This window comes from Massilia sp. 01N417, from assembly GCF_056399645.1.
In genome coordinates this window covers 32224-53705 of sequence record NZ_JBFTRS010000022.1, presented here as the reverse complement: position 1 = coordinate 53705, position 21482 = coordinate 32224, and the positions used below count along the sequence as shown (strand labels likewise).

Sequence of the window (21482 nt, the reverse complement as noted above, 5' to 3'; positions counted from 1 at the left end):
CTTCGCTAAAAACGGATTTGAAACGTTTCCTTGCACTTTTCCCGCCGAGGGCTCATCGGCGGAATCGGGATAGGGGCCGTCAGGTTAACTGACGGATCCCCTCCCACACCACCCGGCATGCGGGTCCGCACCGGGCGGTTCGAGAAGTTGAGGTCATGAGAGCCTTGGCATGCCGAGGCGGTCAAAGTAGGCAATGGTGAGTATGCTGTTGAGCAGACAGCAGCTGTTGCGTTGCCATCTGCGGCTGTTCGCCGCCACTTGACGGGCTACAGCAGCCGGGGCCCTCATGGCCAGCAATTCACGGTAAATCGTCGGTCCGCGCCGCCATTGTTTGAGTCGGATTGCCCGCATCCGATGACGCATCCATTCGTCCAGCGTGCGCCAGACTTTAGGGGTTTGTGCCAATCCGAAGTAGGCTTTCCATCCCAGTACATACGGGCGTAGACCTTCGACTACCTGTTCGGTACTGCGGCCACCGGATCGCCGGGTAAGTTCCCGGATGCGCTGTTTGAAGTTTTCCAGCGCCTGACTTGCCACCTTGCRTTTCACCTCGCCTTTCGGAGCTRCCCAAAAGGCATAGCCCAGAAATTTGCGGCCGAACGCGCTGGCGACCGCACTTTTCGATTCATTGATCTTCAAACGCAGTTTGTCGTAGTGGCGTCGGAGCAGAGCCATCACCCGCTCGCCAGCTTTCCGGCTGCGCACGTACACGTTGCAGTCGTCGGCATAGCGGGCAAAGCGATGCCCCCTTCGTTCAAGCACACGATCCACTTCGTCGAGAAGCACGTTGGCCAACAATGGAGACAGCGGCCCGCCTTGCGGCGTTCCTTCCATCCTCTCGGCCACCACGCCGCCATCCATGACGCCCGCGTTCAGATAGGCACGAACCAGCCGGATCACGCCAGCGTCGTTCACGCGTTTCCTCAAACGGTCGATCAAGATGTCGTGATTGACGCGGTCGAAGAACTTCGACAGGTCCACGTCCACCACGATGCGGCGGCCTTCCTGCACATACTGCTGTGCAGCGAGCACGGCATCCCGTGCTCGTCGGCCGGGCCGGAACCCATAGCTGTGTTCACTAAAAGTCGGATCGATCAGCGGTTGCAGCACTTGCAGCAGTGCCTGCTGAATCAGACGGTCGGTCACGGTGGGTATCCCCAACTCACGTTCGCTGCCATCCGGTTTCGGGATGCCCACCCGCCGTACAGCTTGCGGCCTGTACGTGCCGTCGATCAGGCGCCTCCTGATCTCGGGCCAGGCGTGCTTCAGGTGTTCCTTGGTCTGAACAATATCCAAACCATCGACACCCGCAGCTCCCTTGTTCGCCTTCACGCGCTTCCAGGCGCGCTGCATGTTCTCTCTCGCGAGCGCTTGCGCGAGCAAGCCTCGCCCTGCGTCTTCCGGTTCTTGTCGCGTGGGACGTGTTTCATCGCTGGTCGCTTTGGACGAGGCTTCACCCCGCCTTTCCGCGACCCGCCCCGCTGGCGCGGGCATCTGATGCAATACACGTTTCATCGACAAGGCGTTTGACGCTCCTTCTCGTTCGGCCCTTCGCCAAGGCTGCGGCTACTATGGCCTCTGCTGACTTCTCGCTCCGATTTTTTTTTTTTCGTCGCCCTTTCAGGCACAAGGCGAGATCTCCTCAGGTAAGAGCGCACTCCTTCCCTGCACAGCCGCCGGATTTACGCCACTTCGCCTTGACCACAAGAGCTTTGCGGTTTCATGCCCGCTCGCCCTGCTTGGCAGCGCCTTGTATCCGGTTCTTGTCCATCGGCTCGCAGTTTCGCTCCACACTTCCTTCCCACAGTTGGTCACCCTTCCGCAGTTGTGCTTCGCTTCGCTCGCTGTGGTCAGCTTGCGGCGGGACTTTCACCCACAAGAGTGCGCTCATGCTGAGCGCACATGAAAAAACCCTCGCGGGCGGGGCGCCGGCGAGGGTCGTGGGTGTGGGTCGGGCGAGGTATTACATCGCCGCCAGCTTCTTCCAGGTATCGATCACCGAGTCAGGGTTCAGCGACATCGACTCGATGCCCTGCTCCACCAGCCATTCCGCGAAGTCCGGGTTGTCCGAAGGACCCTGGCCGCAGATGCCGATGTACTTGCCCTGGGCGCGGCAGGCCTTGATCGCCAGCGAGAGCATGGCTTTCACGGCCGGGTCGCGCTCGTCGAAGTCCTTGGCCAGCAGCTCCATGCCGGAGTCGCGGTCCAGGCCCAGGGTGAGCTGGGTCAGGTCGTTCGAGCCGATCGAGAAGCCGTCGAAGTACTGCAGGAACTGCTCGGCCAGGATGGCGTTCGACGGGACTTCGCACATCATGATCAGGCGCAGGCCGTTCTCGCCGCGCTTGAGGCCGTATTTGGCCAGCAGCTCGACCACCTTCTCGGCCTGGCCGAGGGTACGCACGAAGGGGATCATGATCTCGACGTTGGTCAGGCCCATTTCTTCGCGCACGCGCTTCATGGCCATGCATTCCATCTCGAAGGACTCGGCAAAGTCTTCGGCCAGGTAGCGCGCCGCGCCGCGGAAGCCCAGCATCGGGTTCTCTTCGTCCGGCTCGTAGCGCGAGCCGCCGATCAGCTTCTTGTACTCGTTCGACTTGAAGTCGGACAGGCGCACGATGACGGGCTTCGGCCAGAAGGCGGCGGCGATGGTCGCCACGCCTTCGGCCAGCTTGTCGACGTAGAAGGCCTTCGGCGAGGCGTGGCCGCGGGCCACCGACTCGACGGCCTTCTTCAGGTCGGCGTCGATGTTCGGGTACTCGAGGATGGCCTTCGGGTGCACGCCGATGTTGTTGTTGATGATGAACTCGAGGCGGGCCAGGCCGACGCCGCCGTTCGGCACCGACTGGAAGTCGAAGGCCAGCTGCGGGTTGCCGACGTTGAGCATGATCTTGGTCTTCAGCGGCGGCAGTTCGCCGCGCACTTCTTCCGACACCTCGGTTTCCAGCAGGCCGTCGTAGATCTTGCCCTCGTCGCCTTCGGCGCAGGAGACGGTGACGAAGGTCCCGTCCTTCAGCGTTTCGGTGGCGTCGCCGCAGCCGACCACCGCCGGCACGCCCAGCTCGCGCGCGATGATCGCCGCGTGGCAGGTGCGGCCGCCGCGGTTGGTGACGATCGCCGAGGCGCGCTTCATGACCGGTTCCCAGTTCGGGTCGGTCATGTCGGCCACCAGCACGTCGCCCGGCTGCACGCGTTCCATCTCGGACGGATCGCTGATGACGCGGACCGGACCGGCGCCGATCTTCTGGCCGATCGCGCGGCCCGAGGCCAGCACGGTGCCGGTGCCCTTCAGCTTGAAGCGCTGCTGGGCGTCGCCGGCCTTCTGCTGCGACTTCACGGTTTCCGGACGCGCCTGCAGGATGTACAGCTTGCCGTCGCGGCCGTCCTTGCCCCACTCGATGTCCATCGGGCGGCCGTAGTGCTTCTCGATGATGACGGCGTACTTGGCCAGCTCGACGACTTCCTCGTCGTTCAGCGAATAGCGGTTGCGCAGCTCGACCGGCACGTCGACGGTCTGCACCGAACGGCCCGCCTTGGCTTCCTTGGTGAACTCCATCTTGATCAGCTTCGAGCCGATGTTGCGGCGGATGACCGGCTTCTTGCCCTGCTCGAGCATCGGCTTGTGCACGTAGTACTCGTCCGGATTGACGGCGCCCTGCACCACGGTCTCGCCCAGGCCGTAGCTGGAGGTGATGAAGACCACGTCCTTGAAGCCCGATTCGGTGTCGATGGTAAACATCACGCCGGCCGCGCCGGTGTCGGAACGGACCATGCGCTGCACGCCGGCCGACAGCGCGACCTCGGCGTGGGTGAAGCCCTTGTGCACGCGGTAGGAGATGGCGCGGTCGTTGTACAGCGAGGCGAATACGTGCTTCATGGCTTCCAGCACGTTGTCGATGCCGACCACGTTCAGGAAGGTCTCCTGCTGGCCGGCGAAGGAGGCGTCCGGCAGGTCTTCGGCGGTGGCCGAGGAGCGCACCGCGAACGAGACTTCGGTATCCGAGTCGGCAACCAGGCGGTCGTAGAAGGCGTGGATTTCCTGCTCCAGGCGCGGCTGGAACGGGGTCTCGACGATCCACTGGCGGATCTCGGCGCCGGCCGCGGCCAGGGCGCGCACGTCGTCGACGTCGAGGCTTTCCAGGCGCTGCGCGATGCGCTGGCCCAGCGAAGGACCGCCGTCGGCGCTGTGGCGCAGGAAGTCGCGGAAGGCGTCGGCCGTGGTGGCGAAACCGCCCGGCACGCGCACGCCGGCTTCGGCCAGCTGGCTGATCATCTCGCCCAGCGAGGCGTTCTTGCCGCCGACCGACTCGACGTCGGTCATGCGCAGGTTTTCGAAGGAAGCAACGTAGACGCTTTCTCCCGACGCCGCGGGGTCGGGCGTCTTCAATGCTGCAGTAGACAGGTTAGTCATGATGAAACACCTTTTTTGATGATGGAAATCTTTCGCTGGCTGTGCCGGGCGGCGGTGTTTTCTTGTTATTCTTCGCGCCGTGCCGCACAATCCAAAAACCGTTGCCGAGCATTTTACCGCGCGCCGGCCTGATTCACAGTACGCCGGCTGCAACATTGTCATCATCTTAGCAAACAAGCACCATGACCTCTTTGAGCACCCCCACCACTCCGAGCGGCGCGCGCACCGTCTTCTTCGTGTCCGACGGCACCGGCATCACGGCCGAAACCTTCGGCCACGCGGTGCTGAGCCAGTTCGAAATGCGCTTCCGCCAGATCCGCCTGCCCTTCATCGATACCATCGAAAAAGCCTACGAGGCGGCGCGCCGCATCAACGAGGTCGCGCTGGCCGACAACCAGCGCCCGATCGTGTTCTCGACCCTCGTGAAGCACGATCTCTCGGCCGTGATCCGCGCCGCCCAGGGCATGCACATGGACCTGTTCCAGACCTTCGTCGCGCCGCTGGAGCAGGAACTGGGCGTGAAGTCGACCCACACCATCGGCCGCATCCACAACGTGGTCGACAGCGAGGAATACAAGAGCCGCATCGAGGCGATCAACTTCTCGCTGGCCCACGACGACGGCCAGTCGCACAAGAACCTGGCGGACGCGGACGTGATCCTGGTGGGCGTCTCGCGCTCGGGCAAGACCCCGACCAGCCTGTACCTGGCGATGCAGTACGGGATCAAGGCCGCCAACTACCCGCTGATCCCGGACGACTTCGAACGCGGCCGCCTGCCCTCGGCGCTGCCGCAGTTCAAGCACAAGCTGTTCGGCCTGACGATCACGCCGGAACGCCTGGCCGAGATCCGCAACGAGCGGCGGGCCGGCAGCAAATATGCGTCGCTGGAGAATTGCCGCTACGAGGTGAACGAGGCCGAGACCTTGATGCGGCGCGAGGGGATCCGGTGGCTGTCGTCGACGACCAAGTCGATCGAGGAGATCTCGACGACCATCCTCCAGGAGATCAAGCCGGATCGCCGCGAGTACTAGGCAGCACAGCGTGGGCACGGGGTGCCCACCCTACGATACGGTGCTTGTCGTAGGGTGGGCTCACCGAGCCCACGTGGCGGCGGATCAGAAAAAGTGCCGCCAATCCTCGAGCCAACCCGGGAAAGCACCCGCCTCCATCGGATTGGCGATATGGTAGCCCTGCGCATACGTGCACCCCAGCCCCTGCAGGAAGTCCCAGTCCTGGCGCGTCTCCACGCCCACCGCCACCGACATGCGGTCGAGGCTGTGCGCGAGGCCCAGGCAGGATTTCAGCACGGTGCCCAGCGGGCGCTTCTTCGATGCGCCGTCGACGAATGAGCGGTCGATCTTCAGTTCCGAGAACGGGATCCGCGCCAGCAGCTGCAGGTTCGAGCGTCCGGTGCCGTAGTCGTCGATCGCCAGGCCGAAGCCCATCATGCGCAGGCGCACCAGGCGTTCGATGAAGTCGACGTCGAATTTCAGGATCGACGATTCCGTCATCTCGAAGGTGAGGTAGTCCGGCATCACGCCGTGGCGCTTCATGCAGGATTGAACCTGGCGGATGAAATTCGGATGCGCCAGGGTCTCGGGCGCCAGGTTCAGCGAGATCGAGATCGGGATGCCCTGGTCATGGTACTGGCGGCAGCGTTCGACCGACAGTTCGATCATGGTCCAGTCGAGGAAGTCGATGCGGTTGTTCTGTTCCAGCGCGTCGATGAAGGCGCCCGGGCCCAGCACGCCGTGCTCGGGATGGCGCCAGCGCGCGAAAGTCTCGAGGCCCTTGACCTGGCCGGTGGCCAGTTCGATCTTGGGCTGGAAGAAGGGTTCGAACTGGCGCTGCTGCAGGCCGACGCCGACTTCGGCGAAGCTGAACGCCGGCGACTGCGCCACCGTGCGCGGCCGCGCCGCGGGCTGGAGATTGTCCAGCAGGGTCTTGAGCTTGGCGCTGGAGACCGGCTTGGCGATGGTGCCTAGCAGCTCGACGCCGTAGGCCTGGGCCAGGGTCTCGACCGAGAACAGCACGCTGGCCGGCTGGGCGCCGACCACGATCAGGCGAACCGACGACTTCAGCGCGGCGATCGCGCGCAGCAGTTCGAGGCCGTCCATGCCGCCCAGGGCCAGGTCGATGACGGCGACGTCGACTTTCGGCGTGAAGCCGGCCTGCAGCGTGCGCAGCGCGGTGGGACCGTCGGGGACGTCGGTGACGCGGCTCGCGCCCAGCTGGCCGAGCGCCTCGATCAGCGCGCGGCGCTGTACCGGTTCGGCTTCCGCCACCAGGAAATGTAGGTTCTGTAAAGCTGACTGCATTGTGTCCATCTCGACTCCGCTTGCCCAGCCACAAGGGTACATGGAGCAGGCGGTGCCGTCTATGCCCGGCGCTGCGGCTGTTGCCTGGTTTGCCGTAATTGCTCGAAAAAGCACACCGCCGCGCAGGCCGCCACGTTCAGCGACTCCACCTGGCCAGCGTGCGGCACGGCGACGCGGCGGCTCGCGAGGTCCAGCAGCTCCTGCGACACGCCCTGCCCCTCATGGCCGAGGATCCAGGCCACCGGCCCGGCCAGCTCGACGTCGTACAGGCAGTCGGCGGCATAGCCGCTGGTCGCCAGCACCGGCACCTGCGCCTTGCGCACCACCGGCGCGAGCTCGACGTTCTCGAAGATCTCCAGCACGAAGTGGGCGCCCATCGCGGCGCGCAGCACCTTGGGCGACCAGCAGAAGGCGGTGCCGGGACTGCACCATACCTGCCTGATGCCGGCGGCGCCGGCGCTGCGCAGGATGGAGCCGACGTTGCCGGGATCCTGGACGCCGTCCAGCAGCACCGCCGATTCGTCCAGCACGTCGGGCACCCGCGGCGCCGGGGTCTCGACCACGAACACCAGGTTGACGCCGTGTTCGACCTGGCTGATGGCGCCGAACAGGGCGTCCGGCAGCGCGGTGACGAAGCCGCGCTCGGCCTCGACGCGGGCGACGATGGCCGCCACTTCCGGATTCGACAGCGCATCCTCGGACACCACGCAATGCGCCGGCATGCCCTTGAGGTCGAGCCAGGCCTGGCACAGGTGGACACCATCCAGCAGCGAACGGCCGGCCTTGCGGCGCGCCTGCGAGCTGGTGGCGAGCTGCTTGAGGTCCTTGTAGAAGGGGTTGTCGCGCGAGCTGACGGTCTTCATGCCGGATCGACCTCGCAATGTGCCAGTAGATCGGCCTGCAGCAGCGCGCGCACCGGCGCGAAGGAGCGGCGGTGCACCGGGCATGGCCCGTGCAGGCGCAGGCGCTCCAGGTGCAGGGCGGTCGAATAGCCCTTGTGCTGGTCGAAGGCGTACTGCGGATAGGCGTCGTGCAGGGCCACCAGGGCGGCGTCGCGCGCGGTCTTGGCCAGGATCGAGGCGGCCGAGATGGCGTGGCACTTGTCGTCGCCCTCGACCACGGCGTGGGCGCGGATTGCCTCCGGCAGCTGCGGGCAGCGGTTGCCGTCGATCAGGGCGATGGTGGGCACGGTGCCCAGTTGCTCGACCGCGCGGCGCATCGCCAGCATGGTCGCCTGCAGGATGTTCAGGGTGTCGATCTCAACGTGCGAGCACTCGGCGATGGCCCAGGCCAGCGCCTGTTCGCGGATGATGGGCGCCAGCTCGTCGCGGCGCGCCTCGGTCAGCTTCTTGGAATCGCGCAGGCCCTCGATCGGCCGCCTGGGGTCGAGGATGACGGCGGCGGCGAACACCGGGCCGGCCAGCGGGCCGCGTCCGGCCTCGTCCACGCCGCAGACGACGTCGGCGACGGTGAAGGGACGGCCCCTGGCGGGCAGTCCCGGATAGAAATCGAACTTCTTCTTGCTCATTATCCTTGTCCTATGACCTCGAGCACCGCCTTGGCGCTGGCCTCGGCGCTGTTGCGCAGCAGGCTGTGGTGCATGTCCAGGAAGCGCTGCTGCAGGCGCCGGCGGTTGGCTTCGTCCGTCAGCTGGAACCAGACCGCGTCCGCCAGCGCCTGCGGCGCCGCCGCATGCTGCAGGAATTCCGGCACCACGAACTCGCGCGCCAGGATGTTCGGCAGCCCGATCCACGGCAGGTAGCCCATGTTCCGGATCAGCAGCCACTCGGCCTGCACCACCTTGTAGGCGATCACCATCGGCTTCTTGAACAGCGCCACTTCCAGGGTCGCCGTGCCGGAGGCCGCCAGCACCGCATCCGCGGCGGCGATGGCCGCGTGCGACTGGCCGTCGATCAGTTCAATCGGCGCATCCTGCAGCCCGGCCTTCGCCATCAGCTCCATAAAATACGCCTTCTGGCGCTCGCCCGCCATCGGCGCGATGAAACGGATGCTGCTGTCGCGCGCGGCCAGCAGTTGCACGGCGCCGGCGAAGGGGCCGGTCAGGTACTTGATCTCGGCCATGCGGCTGCCCGGCATCACGGTCACGACCTTCGCGTCCTCGGGGATGCCGAGCTGGCGCCTGGCCGCCGCCACGTCGGGCTGCAGCGGGATCTGTTCGGCCAGCGGGTGGCCGATATAGGTCGCCGGCACGCCGGCCTTGCGGTAGATCTCTTCTTCGAAAGGGAAGATCAGCAGCATGTGCGAGACCGCGCGCTGGATCTTCTTGATCCGCCCTCCGCGCCAGGCCCAGATCTGCGGGCCGACGAAGTGCAGGGTCGGGATGCCGGCGGCGCGAAGCTGCTCTTCCAGCCCCAGGTTGAAGCCGGGGTAGTCGGCGCCGATGAAGGCGGCCGGCCGCTCCGCGATCAGGCGGTCGCGCAGGCGGTTCTGGATGCCCTTCAGTTCGCGGTAGCGCATCAGCACCGGCAGCAGGCCGCGTACCGTGAGCGTGTCCATCGGCACGTCGGAAACGAGGCCCTGCTCCAGCATGCGCGGGCCGCCGATGCCCGAGTAGCGGACCTCGGGCAGCTGCGGCTTCAGGCCGGCCATCAGGCGGGCCGCCAGCATGTCGCCGGAGACCTCGCCCGCCACCAGCGCCAGATGAACGGGCGCGGTCAAATCAGCGGACGATGCCACGGGTCGTGGTGCCGAGGAAGTCGAGCATGGCCTGGATCTGCACTGCACCCTCGCCGCCCTCGGCCGCCTCTTCCGTCATCTGCGCCTTCGCTTCTTCCAGCGTCTTGCCGCTGCGGTAGATGGTCTTGTAGGCCGCGCGGATGGCGTTGATCTGCTCGCGCGTGAAACCGCGGCGCTTCAGGCCTTCGATGTTGACGCCGTGGGCCTCGGCCGGATTGCCCGAGACCAGCACGTACGGCGGCACGTCCTGCGTCAGGCTGGTGTACATGCCGATGAAGGCATGCGCGCCGATCTTGCAGAACTGGTGGACGCCGCAGTAGCCCGACAGGATCGCCCAGTCGCCCACGTGGACGTGGCCGGCCAGCTGGGCGTTGTTCGAGAAGATCGTGTTGCTGCCGACCTGGCAGTCGTGCGCCAGGTGGACGTAGGCCGAGATCCAGTTGTCGTCGCCGAGGCGGGTCACGCCGGCATCCTGGGCGGTGCCCAGGTTGAAGGTGACGAATTCGCGGATGGTGTTGCGGTCGCCGACTTCGAGGCGGGTCGGCTCGCCGGCCCACTTCTTGTCCTGCGGCGCCGCGCCCAGCGAGGCGAACTGGAAGATCTTGTTGTCCTTGCCGATCGTGGTATGGCCTTCGATGACCACGTGCGGGCCGACCACGGTGCCGGCATCGATGCGCACGTGCGGGCCGACGATCGAATAAGGGCCGACCTCGACCGAGCTGTCCAGCTGGGCCTTCGGATCGACGATCGCGGTCGGGTGAATCCGGCCGCTCATTACTGCCCCGCTGCCGCTTGGGGGTTAGCCGAACCGGACGCCGATTCGTTGGCGCGGATGGTGCACATGAGTTCCGCTTCGACGGCGACCTTGCCGTCGACGCTGGCCTGGGCCTTGTACTTCCAGATGCCGCGCGAGCTGCGCAGGATCTCGACGTCCATCCTGAGCTGGTCGCCGGGGCCGACCGGACGCTTGAAGCGGCAGTTGTCGATGCCGACGAAGTAGACCACCGAGTTTTCGTCCGGCTTCACGCCCATGGTCATGAAGGACAGGATCGCCGCGGTCTGGGCCAGCGCCTCGACCATCAGCACGCCCGGCATCACAGGCTGGTGCGGGAAGTGGCCGTTGAAGAACTCCTCGTTCACCGTGACGTTCTTGATCGCGGTGATGGTCTTGCCCAGCTCGTAATCGACCACGCGGTCGACCAACAGCAGCGGATAGCGGTGCGGCAGGTATTCCTTGATCTGGGTGATACCAAGAGTTTTGGATGCGAGTGTCTTGGAAGTGGTGAGCGATTCGGTCATTTTTGTTCTGCGTTGTCAGTCAGGGTTTTGATTTGCTTTTCCAGCGTGCGGATCTTCTCGCGCATCGAGGACAGGTTGCGCACGATGGCGGCGCTGCGCTCCCACTCGGCATTCTTGGCCAGCGGGTAGAAGCCGGTGTACTGCCCCGGCTCCAGCACCGAGCGCGAGACCATGCTGCCCGAGGAAATATGGACATTGTCCACGATTTCCAGGTGGCCGAGCACCATGGCGGCGCCGCCGAAGGTGCAATTCTTGCCGATCCTGGCGCTGCCCGCCACGCCCACGCAGCCGGCCATGGCCGTGTTGGCGCCGATATGGCAGTTGTGGCCGATCTGGATCTGGTTGTCGAGCTTGACCCCATCCTCGATGATGGTGTCGGCCAGGGCGCCGCGGTCGATCGTGGTGTTGGCGCCGACGTCGACGTCGTCGCCCAGGATCACGCGGCCGGTCTGCGGGATCTTGATGTAGACGCCGTTCTCCTTGGCGAAACCGAAGCCGTCGGTGCCGATCACCGCGCCGGAGTGCAGGATGCCGCGCTTGCCGATCGTGCAGCGCGCGTGGAAGGTCACGTTGGCGAACAGGCGGCTGCCCTCGCCGATCTCCGCCTCGCGGCCGATGAAGCAGCCGGCGTCGATCACCGCGCCGGCCGCGATCCTGGCGCCCGCCTCCACCGTCACCTGCGGGCCGATATGGGCCGTCGGGTCGACCTGCGCGCTCTCGTGCACGCTGGCCGTCGGGTGGATGCCCGGTTGTGGCGGCGTCTCTTCCAGCGCGGCGAAGTACTGCGCGGCGCGGGCAAAGTAGGCGTAGGGGTTGGTGGTGACGATGCGCGCGCCCTCGTAGGTGGCGGCGACGGTGGCGTCGTCCAGCGGGGCGACGATCAGTGCCGCCGCCCGGCTTTGCGCCGCCAGTGCGCGCAGTTTGCTATTGCTTAGAAAGCTGATGTGCGAAGCGTCGGCGCTGTCGAGGGGTGCGATGCCCTGAAYCTCGAGGTTCGGGTCTCCCACCAGCTGTCCGCCGAAGCGTTCGACCAATTCACCCAGTCGAGTGCCCATCTGGTCGTCCGTGAAAAAGTAAAAACTCAAATATGATACGCCGGCCGGGCGCATCCGTCCGGCCGGCGTTGGTCTTGTGCGCTGCCGTTTATTTGTCGAGCAGCTTGAGGATCTTGTCGGTGATGTCGATGCGCGGGCTGGACCAGATGGCTTCCTGCAGCACGACGTCCAGGTGCTCCTGCTCGGCCACCTGTTCGATCAGTTTGAAGGCGCGCTGCGCGATGGCGGCGCGTTCCTCGTTCTTACGCTGCAGCAGGTCCTCGTTGAACTCGCGCTGCATGCGCTGGACGTCCTTCTCCATGTCCAGCAGCTCGCGGGTGCGGCGGGTGCGGTCGATGTCGTTGAGCTTCGGCGCATCGTCGTCGAACTTCTCGCGCGCCGTCTTGAAGCGCTTGACCATGTCGTCGACCTGCTTCTGGCGCTTGGAGAACTCGGCCTGGATCTTCTCGTCCGCCGACTTTGCCAGGCGCGACTCCGTCATCAGCCTTTCGGTGTAGATGAAGCCGATCCGGCCGGTCGGCGCCTGCGCCTGCGCCTGCGCATTCACATGCAGCAGCGCGCCCGCGCACACGGCGGCCAGCGCCAGAGTTCTGGACAACGAGGCTATCGATTTATTCAACATAATCTCCAACATGAGCTCCAACATGAGCTCCGCAATCCTTGTCAGAAGCCGGTACCCATCTGGAACTGGAAGCGTTCCAGGCGGTCGCCCGGCTTGGCGTTCAAGGGCTTAGCATAACTCAACTTGAGCGGACCGACAGGGGAAATCCACGACAGGCCGATACCCGCCGAGTAGCGCAGCTGGTCGAGGCGCATGCGCTGGCCTTCCTGGTAGACCTGGCCGGTGTCGGCGAAGGTGAACCAGCGCAGCGAGCGGTCGGTGCCGCTGCCCGGGAACGGGAACTGCAGTTCGGCGTTGCCGATCACGCGGCGCGCGCCGCCCAGGGCGTCCAGGGTGTAGGGGTCGACCAGGCCCAGCGACGAGCTCTCGTAGCCGCGCACCGAACCGATGCCGCCGCCGTAGAAGTTCTTGAAGACCGGGTAGGCGTGACCGTGCAGGCCGCCGCCGATGTCCAGCTCGCCCTTCAGGGCCAACGTCATCCAGCGGGTCAGCGGACGGTACCACTGGTGTTCGTAGATCGCGCGGTAGTACTTGGCGTCGCCGACCAGGTCGATCTCCAGGTTGGCGCGCTGGTAGCGGCCGCGGGTCGGCGTGATGGCGCTGTCGCGCGAATCACGGCCCCAGGCCACGGTGAACGGGATCGCGTCGGTGGTCGCGGTGCCCACGCCGGTCAGCTTGGTGGTCTTGTCGCTCGAGTTCTGGCGCACGAATTCCTTGTACAGCGTCGGCGAGCTGTCGTCGGTTTCCAGCTTGGTGCGTTCGAGGCCGGCGCCGAAGTAGACGGTGTCGGTCTCGGAGAACGGCACGCCGAAGGTCAGGTTGCCGCCCATCTGGCGCACGGTGTAGGAACCGATGTTGAGCGCCGGCGGACGCGAGGTGCGCAGGTAGAGCTGGAAGGCGCGCGACACGCCTTCGTCGGTGAAGTACGGATTGGTCTGCGCGAACGAGATCGTGCGGTTGTACTTGCTGGTGTTCAGTTCGACGCCGACCGTGTTACCGCTGCCGGCGAAGTTGGCCTGGGTGACCGATGCCGTGAAGGTGAACTTCTCGGCCTGCGAGAACGCGCCGCCGATCATGAAGTTACCGGTCGGTTTTTCGGTGACCGCGATGTTGACGTCGACCTGGTCGGTGGTGCCCTGGTTTTCCGGGGTCTCGACGGTCACGTCCTTGAAGTAGCCGAGGCGGTCGACGCGGTCGCGCGACAGCTTCACGCGGTTCGGGTCGTACCACGAGCTCTCGAACTGGCGGAATTCGCGGCGGATGACTTCGTCGCGGGTGATGGTATTGCCCGAGATCGTCATGTGGCGCACGTAGGCGCGCTTGCCCGGATCGACGATGAAGGTGAACTTGACTTCGTGCTTGGCCTGGTCGATTTCCGGATTCGCGTTCACGTTGGCGAAGGCGTAGCCGAAGCTCGCCAGGCGGTCGGAGATGCGCTTGTTCGAGGCTTCGAGCAGCTCGCCCGAATAGGTCGCGCCCGGACGCAGCAGGATCAGCTGCTTGAGTTCCTGCTCGCGGCCGAAGGTCTCGCCTTCCATCTTGATGCCGGTGACGGTGTACTTCTCGCCCTCGGTGATGTTGATGGTCAGGTAGATGTCCTTCTTGTCCGGGGTGATCGCGACCTGGGTCGATTCGACGGTCGCTTCCAGGTAGCCGTGATTGGCGTACCAGGACTTGATCGACTCGAGGTCGCCGGTCAGCTTCTGCTTCGAATACTGGTCGGCCTTCGAATACCAGGTGAACCAGCCCGAGGTATTCAGCTGCAGCAGTTCGCGCAGCTGCTTGTCGGAGAAGGCCTTGTTGCCGACGATGTTGATGCCCTTGATCTTGGCGGCGTCGCCTTCGTCGACGTTGAACATGATCGTCACGCGGTTGCGCTCGATCGGGGTGACCGTGGTGGTGATCTTCACGCCGTACAGGCCGTGCGACAGGTACTGGCGCTTGAGTTCCTGCTCGGCGCGGTCGACCGATGCCTTGTCGAAGATCTTGGTTTCGCCGACGCCGATTTCCTTCAGCGCCTTGACCAGCATGTCCTTCTCGAATTCCTTGGTGCCGGTGAAGTCCACGCTCGAAATGGCGGGACGCTCCTCGACCAGCACGACCAGCACGCCGTTCTCTTCTTCCAGGCGCACGTCCTTGAAGAAGCCGGTGGCATACAGCGCCTTGATCGCAGCGGTGCCCTTGTCGTCGTCGAAGGTTTCGCCGACGCGTACCGGCAGGTAGCTGAACACCGTGCCCGCCTCGGTCCGCTGGATGCCTTCGACCCGGATGTCCTTCACGACGAAGGGAGCGACGGCTTGAGCGTGGCCGGCGCAAAGCGCCAGGACGGCGGCGCCGATCAGGCTGCGACGGGAAGGCATGGCGAAGCGGGGCAAGGCAGGACGATCAGAGTGTAATTTCATTGGTTAGATCAATGGGTCAGTCATTGGACGAACTTCGAATTCTGCGCCCGGTATCAGAGCAGCCGCACCAGGTCGTTGAAGACGGCGAGCGCCATCAGCATGAGCATCAGGCCAAACCCGGCGAGCTGCGCGATCTCTCCGATCCGCGCGGACAGGGGGCGCCCGGTCAAAACTTCCAGCGAATAATACAGCAATTGGCCGCCATCCAGAACGGGAATTGGTAACAGATTCATTACACCCAGGCTCAGGCTGATGAAGGCCAGCATCTCGATATACGTCGCAAAGCCAGCGTCGGCGGCCTGTCCGGCCACCCCGGCGATCGTGATCGGACCCGACACGTTTTTCAGCGAGACTTCGCCGGTCAGCATCTTGCCGATCATCTTGAGGGTGGTGACGGCGCCGTCCCAGGCGCGTCCGGCGCCCTTGGCGACCGCCTGCAGCGGGCCGGCCTGCACTTTCACCATCTCCGGCATCTGCGCCACCAGCAGCTTGATCACGCCGTCTCCCCTGGCCGGGTCGCGGTCCGGGGTGATCGCCAGGTGGACCGGCTGGCCGTCGCGCAGCAGGTCCAGCTGCAGGGTCCGGCCAGGCGCCTTGCGCACGGTGGTAATGACGTCGACGCCGTCGTTGACCGGCTTGCCGTCGATGGCGGTGAGCAGGTCGCCGTGGCGCAGGCCGGCGCGTTCGGCGGCCCCGCCCGGGATGACCTTCTCGACGCTCGGGCGCGGGCGCCACATCTGCATGCCGAGCTGCTCCATGACGTCGACCTTGCCGTCCGGGTCGAAGCGCGCCAGCGTGGATGCGGGGATCACGGCGCGGTAGCTGTTGCCGCCGGCGCCGCGCAGGCTCAGTTCGGCGTCATGCTTGTCGATCGCGGCGCGCAGGATCTCCCAGCGCAGGTCGTTCCAGGCCGCGACCGGCTTGCCGTTCACTTCGGTGACGGCATCGCCGCCGCGCACGCCGGCCACGTACACCGGGGTGTCGGGCTGCATGGCGCGCAGGCGCGTGCCCGGCTCTTCCTTGCCGACCATGAACAGGCCCGCCATCAGCAGGATCGCCAGGGCGAAATTGATGGCCGGACCGGCGGCGATGATGGCCATGCGCTTCCACACGTTCTGGCGCGTGAATTCGCGTGCCTCCTCGCTGGCGTCCTGCGGGGCGGTCGAGGGGTCGCGGCTGTCCACCAGCTTGACGTAGCCGCCGAGCGGCAGCACCGACAGCGCCCATTCGGTCTGGTCGGCGCCGAAGCGGCGCGACCACACCACCCTGCCCATGCCGATCGAGAAGCGGCGCACCTTCACGCCGCACAGGCGCGCAACCCAGTAGTGGCCCAGTTCGTGGACGATGATCAGCGGCCCGAGGCCAAGCAGGAAGCCGATCAGGATGTGGCTGAACATGGCGTCAGGCCCGCGCCAGGGATTCGGCGATGCGGCCGGCGGCCAGGCGCGCCTGCGCGTCCTGGGCCAGCACCGCGTCGATGCTCGATGCCGCGCCGTGCGGCACTTCAATCATCACGCGACTCACCACGCGGTCGATGTCGCGGAAGCCGATGCGACGGTCGAGGAAGGCCTGCACCGCCACTTCGTTGGCCGCGTTGAGGAGTGCCGGCGCGGTGCCGCCCGCGCGCAGGGCGTCGAAGGCCAGCGCCAGGCAGGGGAAGCGGCGGAAGTCGGGCGCATGGAATTCCAGCGCCGCCATGCTGGTCAGGTCGAGCTGCGCCACGCCGGAAGCGATCCGCTCCGGGAAGGCCAGCGCGTGGGCGATCGGGGTGCGCATGTCGGGGTTGCCGAGCTGGGCCAGCACCGAGCCGTCCACATACGACACCATCGAGTGGATCACGCTCTGCGGATGGATCACCACCTCGATCAGGTCGGCCGGGGCGCCGAACAGCCAGTGGGCCTCGATCACTTCCAGCCCCTTGTTCATCATGGTGGCGGAGTCGACCGAGATCTTGCGGCCCATCGACCAGTTCGGATGCTTGCAGGCCTCTTCCGGCGTCACCTGCTCCAGGGTCTCGACCTCGCGCTTGAGGAAGGGGCCGCCGGAGGCGGTCAGCAGGATCTTCGCCACGCCGGCCGCATCCGGCTTGCGCGCATAGTGGCTTGGAAGCGACTGGAAGATGGCATTGTGTTCGCTGTCGATCGGCAGCAGGGTCGCCTTGTGCTCGCGCACGGCGTCCATGAACAGCTGGCCGGACATCACCAGCGCTTCCTTGTTCGCCAGCAGGACCTTCTTGCCGGCGCGGGCGGCGGCCAGGGTCGGCGCCAGGCCGGCGGCGCCGACGATGGCTGCCATCACGGTATCGGTCGCGCTGCTGGAGGCGATCTCGCACAGGGCCTGCTCGCCCCACGAGACCTCGGTCGGCAGGTCGGCGATCAGCTGGCTCAGGCGCGCCGCGGCTTCGGGCGAGCCGACCACCGCGCGCGCCGGGCGGAACCGGCGGCACTGGGCCGCCAGTTCGTCGACGCGGCCGTGGGCGCTGAGCGCGTGGACTTGGTAGTGTTCGGGATGACGCGCGAGCACGTCGAGGGTCGAGACGCCGATCGAGCCGGTGGCGCCCAGGATGGTAACGCGTTGCATGATGTGCTCCTTCAGAGCCGCTCAGAGACGCGAGCCGATGAGGGCTGCGAGCGGCAGGACCGGGATCAGGGCATCGATCCGGTCGAGGACGCCGCCGTGGCCGGGCAGCAGCTTGCTGCTGTCCTTCATGCCGGCGCGGCGCTTGAGCTGGGACTCGAAGAGGTCGCCGACGATGCTGGCGGCGACCATCAGGACCAGGATGGCCAGCAGGGCCGGCCAGCCGTAGCCGCGCTGGACGCGCGCGGCGAAGGTGTCTGCGAAGGCGGCCCCGCCGTAGACGACGGACAGCGAGGCCAGGACCAGCACGGCGATGCCGCCGCCGATCGCGCCTTCCCAGGATTTACCCGGCGAGATCGACGGCGCCAGCTTGCGCTTGCCGAAGGCCTTGCCGGAGAAATAGGCGCCGATGTCGGCCACCCACACGATCGCCATCACCGACAGCAGGTACAGCGGCGAGGACGAGAACAGCACCACGATGGCCACGAAACAGCCGAAGATCGCGAAGCCGTAGACCAGGCTCAGCAGCGTGTTGGACGGGCTGCCCAGCGGCGGCAGGCCGAACTTGAGCGAGGGCGTGAAGCGGGCGATCCACAGGGCCAGGCTGAGCGCGGCCCAGAAGGCGGCGTTCAAGTGGCCGGTCAGCACCGAGACGGCGAACACCGCGGTCCAGACCAGGGCGATGATGTGCGCGCTGCCGGTGCCGGGATTGAAGAGGCGTACGCATTCCCACACGGCGGCGCCGAAAAACACCGTGGCCACCACCGCAAATGCCGTGAAATTGTTGAAATACAGGACCGGCAGCAGGACTGCCAGCAGGACGATTGCGGTAATGACGCGGGTTTTCAGCATCAGCGTGCGGCCTTGGTTGCTACCTGCTCGCCGGTGCGGCCGAAGCGGCGTTCGCGGCTCTGGTAGGAGGCGATGGCGGTGTCGAGCGACGCCGGCGAGAAGTCCGGCCAGAAGGCGTCGGTGAAGTACAGCTCCGAATAGGCCAGCTGCCACAGCAGGAAGTTCGAGATGCGTTCTTCGCCGCCGGTGCGGATGAACAGGTCCGGCTCCGGCGCATAGGCCATCGCCAGGTGCGGCGCCAGCATCTCTTCGGTGAATTCGGTCACGCCCGGATTGGCGGCCACCATCTTGCCGGTCGCCTGCATGATGTCCCAGCGTCCGCCGTAGTTGGCGCACACGGTCACGATCAGGCGGGTATTGTTGGCGGTCTTGCGCTCGGCGTTGGCGATCATGTCCTGCAGCTTCGGATCGAAGCGCGACAGGTCGCCCACCACCTTCAGGCGGATGTTATTGGCGTGCATCTTCGCCACTTCACGCTCGAGCGCGGTGACGAACAGGCCCATCAGGTAGGACACCTCATCGGCCGGACGGCGCCAGTTTTCCGAGGAAAAAGCGAACAGCGTCAGGTACTCGACGCCGCGCTCCACGCAGGCCTCGACGATCTTGCGCACGGCGTCCACGCCCTTGACGTGACCGGCCACGCGCGGCAGCAGGCGCTTGGTCGCCCAGCGGCCATTGCCGTCCATGATGATGGCGATATGGCGCGGTACCGCCGGCGCGTCGGGAACTGCGGTGGTCGAACTTTTGAAAATCATAAATCAGGCCGGTATCGGCGGTAAAAACAAGGCGCCGGCACGGGCGGACCCGGCCGGCGGACAGTTTGCGGCTGCGGGCACAAAGGCGCCCCGCCCCCGCAGTTTACACCGTCATGATTTCTTTCTCTTTTTCGGCAACGAGCTTGTCGATGTCGACGACGGACTTGTCGGTCAGTTTCTGGATCTCGTCCTGGGCGCGGCGCTCGTCGTCTTCCGAGATGGCCTTGTCCTTGATGAGACGCTTCAGCTGTTCGTTGGCGTCGCGGCGCACGTTACGCACGGCGATCTTGGCGTCTTCGGCTTCCGACTTGGCCAGCTTGACCATTTCCTTGCGGCGCTCTTCGGTCAGGGCCGGGGTCGGCACGCGGACCATTTCGCCGAAGGTCGACGGATTCAGGCCGAGATCGGAATCGCGGATCGCCTTCTCGATGGTGCTGAGCATTTTCTTTTCGTACGGCGTCACACCGATCGTACGGGCGTCGATCAGGGTCAGGTTGGCAACCATCGGCAGCGCGGTGGGCGAACCATAGTAATCCACCATCACGTGGTCGAGGATGCCGGTGTGGGCGCGGCCGGTGCGGACCTTGGCCAGGTCGGCCTTCAGGGTGTCGATGGACTTGGCCATCTTGTCCTGGGCGTTTTTCTTCACGTCAGCGACGGACATACTGCTCTCCTGTGTTTTGCTAAATAAGGATTGTTAAACGTGTACCAGTGTACCCTCGTCTTCGCCCATGATCACGCGCTTGAGCGCGCCCGGCTTGACGATCGAGAACACCTTGATCGGCAGCTTCTGGTCGCGGCACAGGGCGAACGCGGTGGCGTCCATCACCTGCAGATGCTTGGCGATCGCTTCGTCGAAGGAAATCGACTCATAGCGAGTCGCGTGCGGATCCTTCTTCGGATCGGCAGTATATACGCCATCGACCTTGGTTGCCTTCAAAACAATCTCGGCCGAGATTTCGGAGCCGCGCAGCGCGGCCGCGGTATCGGTGGTGAAGAAGGGATTGCCGGTGCCGGCGGCGAACACGACCACCTTGCCTTCTTCCAGGTATTGCAGGGCCTTCGGACGCACGTAGGGCTCGACCACCTGCTCGATGCCGATCGCCGACATGACGCGCGCGGTGATACCCTGCTGGCGCATGGCGTCGGCCAGGGCCAGCGCATTCATGACGGTGGCCAGCATGCCCATGTAGTCGGCGGTCGCGCGGTCCATGCCCTGCGCGCCCGGGGCCACGCCGCGGAAGATGTTACCGCCGCCAATCACGACCGCCAGTTCCACGCCCAGCTTCTGCACCTCCGCCACGTCGGCCACCATGCGCTCGATGGTGGCGCGGTTGATGCCGAACTGGTCGTCGCCCATCAGCGCTTCGCCAGACAGTTTGAGGAGGACTCGTTGGTAGGCTGGTTTGGTCATGAATGGGGCTCCTGGATGTTAGATGATTCGAATTCGGGGTACTGCTATGAAAACGGGCCTTTCGGCCCGTCTTCTTTTTTACTGCTGATTACTGCTTCGCTGCGGCCATCTGGGCTGCAACTTCTGCTGCGAAGTCGTCGACCTTCTTCTCGATGCCTTCGCCCACCACGTACATGGTGAATGCCTTGACGGTGGCGTTGTTCGCCTTCAGCATCTGCTCGATGCTCTGCTTGTCGTTCTTCACGAAAGCCTGGTTGAACAGCGACACTTCCTTCAGATATTTCTGCACGGAACCGTCGATGCGCTTGGCAACGATCTCTTCCGATTGCGGCTGCTTGCCTTCGGCGACGGCCTTTTCGGCGTCTTCCTTGGCTTTCAGCTGGGCGACCGAACGTTCTTTCTCGATCAGCTCGGCCGGCACTTGCTCGGACGACAGGGCGACCGGCTTCATCGCGGCGATGTGCATGGCGACGTCCTTGCCCACTTGCTCGTCGGCGCCGTCGTAGTCGACGATCACGCCGATGCGCGAGCCGTGCAGGTAGGAAGCCAGCTTGCCGGTGGTGTCGAAGCGCTGGAAGCGGCGAACGGTCATATTCTCGCCGATTTTGCCGATCAGTGCCGTACGCACGTCATCGAAGGTCTTGCCGTCGACCGGCAGGGCGGCCAGGGCGGCGACGTCGGCCGGGTTGTTCTCGGCGACCAGCTTGGCAGCCAGGTTGGCCATGGCCATGAACTCTTCGTTCTTGGCGACGAAGTCGGTTTCGCTGTTGATTTCGACCAGCGCGCCGATGTTGCCGGCGACGTAAGCCGTCACCACGCCTTCGGCGGTGATGCGCGAAGCTGCTTTCGAGGCCTTGCCGCCCAGCTTGACGCGCAGGATCTCTTCGGCACGTGCCATGTCGCCTTCGGCTTCGTTCAGTGCCTTCTTGCACTCCATCATCGGGGCATCGGTCTTGGCGCGCAGTTCGCCAACCATCGCTGCAGTAATCGCTGCCATGTCATTTCTCCTAAATAGGTTTGTTCTTGCTGAATCTGCTTGCAAAAAAGGGCGCTCGATCCAGGCTCGGCGCCCCTTCTTTCACT

At 65.2% G+C, this 21482-nt stretch carries 19 protein-coding genes; 1 reads left to right on the top strand and 18 read right to left on the bottom strand.

Annotated features, from left to right (window positions below; translation table 11 throughout):
* Positions 1-153: 153 nt before the first annotated feature.
* Together ltrA and ppsA are read right to left on the bottom strand one after the other, a co-directional pair.
* A complete protein-coding gene (gene ltrA / locus AC1DOQ_RS21180; protein WP_477368925.1) occupies positions 154-1515 on the bottom strand; it encodes a group II intron reverse transcriptase/maturase in 1362 nt (453 codons plus the stop codon).
* Between the two features lie 448 nt (positions 1516-1963).
* Entirely contained in the window at positions 1964-4408 is a 2445-nt protein-coding gene (ppsA, locus tag AC1DOQ_RS21175; RefSeq protein ID WP_477368833.1) for a phosphoenolpyruvate synthase, read from the bottom strand.
* A 182-nt stretch (positions 4409-4590) separates the two neighbouring features.
* On the opposite strand from ppsA, the gene ppsR reads away from it, so the two are divergent.
* Positions 4591-5439, top strand: coding sequence for a posphoenolpyruvate synthetase regulatory kinase/phosphorylase PpsR (gene ppsR / locus AC1DOQ_RS21170; RefSeq protein ID WP_477368831.1), 849 nt, complete (start codon positions 4591-4593; stop codon positions 5437-5439).
* Positions 5440-5523: 84 nt separating this feature from the next.
* On the opposite strand, the gene AC1DOQ_RS21165 is transcribed toward ppsR, so the two are convergent.
* The 16 genes from AC1DOQ_RS21165 to tsf form a co-directional block, all read right to left on the bottom strand.
* On the bottom strand, positions 5524-6726 hold the full coding sequence (locus AC1DOQ_RS21165) for an EAL domain-containing response regulator (protein WP_477368829.1): 1203 nt from the start codon (positions 6724-6726) through the stop codon (positions 5524-5526).
* A 59-nt stretch (positions 6727-6785) separates the two neighbouring features.
* A complete protein-coding gene (locus AC1DOQ_RS21160; protein WP_477368827.1) occupies positions 6786-7589 on the bottom strand; it encodes a TrmH family RNA methyltransferase in 804 nt (267 codons plus the stop codon).
* Complete coding sequence (gene rnhB, locus AC1DOQ_RS21155; RefSeq protein WP_477368824.1) at positions 7586-8254, bottom strand: ribonuclease HII; 669 nt, start codon at positions 8252-8254, stop codon at positions 7586-7588. The genes AC1DOQ_RS21160 and rnhB overlap by 4 nt, the downstream gene beginning before the upstream one ends.
* The gene (gene lpxB, locus AC1DOQ_RS21150; protein ID WP_477368822.1) at positions 8254-9423 is read right to left on the bottom strand and encodes a lipid-A-disaccharide synthase; all 1170 of its coding nucleotides are present in this window, start codon (positions 9421-9423) and stop codon (positions 8254-8256) included. Before lpxB ends, rnhB begins: the two co-directional genes overlap by 1 nt.
* Positions 9407-10198, bottom strand: coding sequence for an acyl-ACP--UDP-N-acetylglucosamine O-acyltransferase (lpxA, locus tag AC1DOQ_RS21145; protein WP_477368820.1), 792 nt, complete (start codon positions 10196-10198; stop codon positions 9407-9409). Before lpxA ends, lpxB begins: the two co-directional genes overlap by 17 nt.
* Entirely contained in the window at positions 10198-10722 is a 525-nt protein-coding gene (gene fabZ, locus AC1DOQ_RS21140) for a 3-hydroxyacyl-ACP dehydratase FabZ (protein ID WP_477368818.1), read from the bottom strand. Before fabZ ends, lpxA begins: the two co-directional genes overlap by 1 nt.
* Complete coding sequence (gene lpxD / locus AC1DOQ_RS21135) at positions 10719-11777, bottom strand: UDP-3-O-(3-hydroxymyristoyl)glucosamine N-acyltransferase (protein ID WP_477368816.1); 1059 nt, start codon at positions 11775-11777, stop codon at positions 10719-10721. The genes fabZ and lpxD overlap by 4 nt, the downstream gene beginning before the upstream one ends.
* An 88-nt stretch (positions 11778-11865) precedes the next feature.
* Positions 11866-12375 (bottom strand): OmpH/Skp family outer membrane protein, encoded by a 510-nt coding sequence (locus tag AC1DOQ_RS21130; protein WP_477368814.1) that lies wholly within the window; start codon positions 12373-12375, stop codon positions 11866-11868.
* A 65-nt stretch (positions 12376-12440) separates the two neighbouring features.
* Positions 12441-14801, bottom strand: coding sequence for an outer membrane protein assembly factor BamA (gene bamA, locus AC1DOQ_RS21125; protein WP_477368812.1), 2361 nt, complete (start codon positions 14799-14801; stop codon positions 12441-12443).
* A gap of 53 nt (positions 14802-14854) precedes the next feature.
* Complete coding sequence (gene rseP / locus AC1DOQ_RS21120; RefSeq protein ID WP_477368810.1) at positions 14855-16198, bottom strand: RIP metalloprotease RseP; 1344 nt, start codon at positions 16196-16198, stop codon at positions 14855-14857.
* A 4-nt stretch (positions 16199-16202) separates the two neighbouring features.
* A complete protein-coding gene (gene ispC / locus AC1DOQ_RS21115; protein ID WP_477368808.1) occupies positions 16203-17381 on the bottom strand; it encodes a 1-deoxy-D-xylulose-5-phosphate reductoisomerase in 1179 nt (392 codons plus the stop codon).
* 21 nt (positions 17382-17402) lie between these two features.
* Positions 17403-18230: a phosphatidate cytidylyltransferase gene (locus tag AC1DOQ_RS21110; RefSeq protein ID WP_477368806.1), complete on the bottom strand. Its 828-nt coding sequence runs from the start codon at positions 18228-18230 to the stop codon at positions 17403-17405.
* A complete protein-coding gene (gene uppS, locus AC1DOQ_RS21105) occupies positions 18230-18985 on the bottom strand; it encodes a polyprenyl diphosphate synthase (RefSeq protein ID WP_477368804.1) in 756 nt (251 codons plus the stop codon). The genes AC1DOQ_RS21110 and uppS overlap by 1 nt, the downstream gene beginning before the upstream one ends.
* Positions 18986-19088: 103 nt before the next feature.
* Positions 19089-19649 carry a ribosome recycling factor gene (frr, locus tag AC1DOQ_RS21100; protein ID WP_477368802.1) on the bottom strand — a complete coding sequence of 187 codons (561 nt, stop codon included), beginning with the start codon at positions 19647-19649 and terminating at the stop codon, positions 19089-19091.
* Positions 19650-19682: 33 nt separating this feature from the next.
* Positions 19683-20399, bottom strand: a complete 717-nt coding sequence (pyrH, locus tag AC1DOQ_RS21095) for a UMP kinase (RefSeq protein ID WP_477368800.1) — start codon at positions 20397-20399, stop codon at positions 19683-19685.
* Positions 20400-20487: 88 nt separating this feature from the next.
* Positions 20488-21396 (bottom strand): translation elongation factor Ts, encoded by a 909-nt coding sequence (gene tsf, locus AC1DOQ_RS21090; RefSeq protein WP_477368798.1) that lies wholly within the window; start codon positions 21394-21396, stop codon positions 20488-20490.
* Positions 21397-21482: the final 86 nt, after the last annotated feature.

What these genes read in the sequence shown, in the direction of transcription:
- tsf (WP_477368798.1), bottom strand. Translation starts at nt 21,396, where the DNA reads ATGGCAGCGATTACTGCAGCGATGGTTGGCGAACTGCGCGCCAAGACC.
- frr (WP_477368802.1), bottom strand. Translation starts at nt 19,649, where the DNA reads ATGTCCGTCGCTGACGTGAAGAAAAACGCCCAGGACAAGATGGCCAAG.
- AC1DOQ_RS21160 (WP_477368827.1), bottom strand. Translation starts at nt 7,589, where the DNA reads ATGAAGACCGTCAGCTCGCGCGACAACCCCTTCTACAAGGACCTCAAG.
- ppsA (WP_477368833.1), bottom strand. Translation starts at nt 4,408, where the DNA reads ATGACTAACCTGTCTACTGCAGCATTGAAGACGCCCGACCCCGCGGCG.
- ppsR (WP_477368831.1), top strand. Translation starts at nt 4,591, where the DNA reads ATGACCTCTTTGAGCACCCCCACCACTCCGAGCGGCGCGCGCACCGTC.
- AC1DOQ_RS21165 (WP_477368829.1), bottom strand. Translation starts at nt 6,726, where the DNA reads ATGCAGTCAGCTTTACAGAACCTACATTTCCTGGTGGCGGAAGCCGAA.
- rseP (WP_477368810.1), bottom strand. Translation starts at nt 16,198, where the DNA reads ATGTTCAGCCACATCCTGATCGGCTTCCTGCTTGGCCTCGGGCCGCTG.
- pyrH (WP_477368800.1), bottom strand. Translation starts at nt 20,399, where the DNA reads ATGACCAAACCAGCCTACCAACGAGTCCTCCTCAAACTGTCTGGCGAA.
- uppS (WP_477368804.1), bottom strand. Translation starts at nt 18,985, where the DNA reads ATGATTTTCAAAAGTTCGACCACCGCAGTTCCCGACGCGCCGGCGGTA.
- ispC (WP_477368808.1), bottom strand. Translation starts at nt 17,381, where the DNA reads ATGCAACGCGTTACCATCCTGGGCGCCACCGGCTCGATCGGCGTCTCG.
- rnhB (WP_477368824.1), bottom strand. Translation starts at nt 8,254, where the DNA reads ATGAGCAAGAAGAAGTTCGATTTCTATCCGGGACTGCCCGCCAGGGGC.
- lpxA (WP_477368820.1), bottom strand. Translation starts at nt 10,198, where the DNA reads ATGAGCGGCCGGATTCACCCGACCGCGATCGTCGATCCGAAGGCCCAG.
- fabZ (WP_477368818.1), bottom strand. Translation starts at nt 10,722, where the DNA reads ATGACCGAATCGCTCACCACTTCCAAGACACTCGCATCCAAAACTCTT.
- bamA (WP_477368812.1), bottom strand. Translation starts at nt 14,801, where the DNA reads ATGAAATTACACTCTGATCGTCCTGCCTTGCCCCGCTTCGCCATGCCT.
- AC1DOQ_RS21110 (WP_477368806.1), bottom strand. Translation starts at nt 18,230, where the DNA reads ATGCTGAAAACCCGCGTCATTACCGCAATCGTCCTGCTGGCAGTCCTG.